Annotated in this window: 2 protein-coding genes; both read left to right on the top strand. The window is 76.3% G+C overall.

The features are described 5' to 3' along the window. The coding region (locus tag I5E_RS25165; RefSeq protein ID WP_187290448.1) for a hypothetical protein at positions 1-424 on the top strand (424 nt) is incomplete at its 5' end. Continuing rightward, complete coding sequence (locus tag I5E_RS22505; protein ID WP_022905670.1) at positions 421-1,479, top strand: alpha/beta fold hydrolase; 1,059 nt, start codon at positions 421-423, stop codon at positions 1,477-1,479. The genes I5E_RS25165 and I5E_RS22505, both read left to right, overlap by 4 nt. The last annotated feature ends 233 nt before the right edge of the window (positions 1,480-1,712 follow it).

Genomic DNA, 1,712 nt, shown 5'->3' with positions numbered 1-1,712 from the left:
CGTCGTCGGCGCGGCAGCGATGGTCCTGCTCGCGGCCATCGCGATCGCGCTCGACGCCGTGCACGTGCTCGGGCTGGACGGCGCGGTCCGGGTGCTCGGGGCCGTCTACGCGCCGGTCTTCCTGACGTCGATGGTCCTGCTCGCCGTGGGCGCCGCGGGCGGGGTGCTGCCCGACGCCGTCCGCGAGTTCCGCGACTGGCGGGCGACCAGGCTCCGCTTCCGGGCGCTCGAACCCGAACTCCGACGGCTCGAGGGTGACTCGGGCAACCGGGGGCTCTACTTCACCATCGCCTGGCAGCGTCGCCAGTGGCGGAGCCGGCTGCACCGGTTGTCCGTCGAGATCGAGGACCGCGCGCGCGAGGCCGGGCAGAGCATCCCGGCCGCCGCGACGCTCACCACCGCACGACCGGAGGAGACCAGATGACCGGCGGACGCATCGCCGCACTCGGCACCGCAGCAGGTGCCGTCGGGACGCTCGGGCTGGGCGCGTTCGTCGCGCGCCGCCTGCTCTTCCCCACCCCGTACACAGCGACCGCCACGGTCCGGCACGCGACCGAGACCGAGACCGAGTTCGTGGCCACGCGCGACACCCGCCTGCCCGGGACGTACCGGCTCACCCGCGACGGCGTGGGGCTGGGCGTGCACGAGGTCACCGGGACCCGTGACGGCACGCTGCGGCGACGCACGGACAGCGCGCCGGCAGCCGGCGAGTGGGGCTGGGACGCCCTGCTGTACGACGACCTCGCGGACGTCCCCGGCGACGAGCCCGCGGATGCCCCCGGCCACGAGCCCGCGGACGTCGCCGGTGGCGACCCCACGGATGCCCCCGGCCACGAGCCCGCGACGGCCGGCACGCACGTCGTCCACGTGCACGGCCAGTCCCTCGGCCCCCGACAGGTGCTGCGCGGCATCCCAGTGTGGCGCGCCCTCGGGGCGACGTCCGAGGTCGTCGACACGACCGACCTGCCGCTCCGCTCGCTCGACCCCGGAGCCGTCGACCGCATCGTGGCCGCGGTCCGGGCAGCCCGGCGCCACGGCGCGACCCGGGTCGTGCTGCAGGGCTGGTCGGCCGGTGCGCTCGCGTGCTCGGTCGCCGCCTCGCGGGTGGAGGTCGACGGGCTGGTCGGGATCGCACCGTTGCTCAGCGTGTCCTCGGCGCTCCGCGGCGCGGTGTCGGGCGCACACCTCCCCGCGTTCGTCGGGACCGTCGCCGCACGGATCGCGACCACCGGCGTCCTGTCACGGTTGGCCGGCGCAGCCGCTCCCGTCCAGACGACCGCGTGGCAGGCGTCGGCGACCCCGACCCTGCTCGTGCACTCGGCGGCGGACGCCCTCGTCGCCGAGGCCGACGTCGCCGCGCAGACCGCGCGTCCGGGGACCCGGGCGGTCGCGTTCCGGACCGCGCCGCACACGCTCGAGTGGAACGAGGACCCCGAGCGCTGGGAGGGCGCCGTCCGGGACTTCGCGGCCACCCTCTGAAGCGGCCGTCCCACGGGGACGATCCTGCCCGGAATGCCATCGGCCCCGGTCTGCGGAGCAGACCGGGGCCGGCGCGTCTCGACCTGTTGGGGGGAACCGGTCGAGCGCTGCGTGCGAGGTGTTGGGGGGAACCCCTCGCGCACAGACACCACCGTACCCCCGGACGGGGGCCGGTGGTACCGCGACGCGCGAACCGTCCGCGCCGTGCCGTCCGCACCACGACGAGACGGGAG

Source organism: Curtobacterium sp. B18 (assembly GCF_000333375.1).
Lineage (GTDB): Bacteria > Actinomycetota > Actinomycetes > Actinomycetales > Microbacteriaceae > Curtobacterium.
Note: the sequence above shows the minus strand (reverse complement) of the source record. Positions and strands in the feature narration are given on the sequence as shown.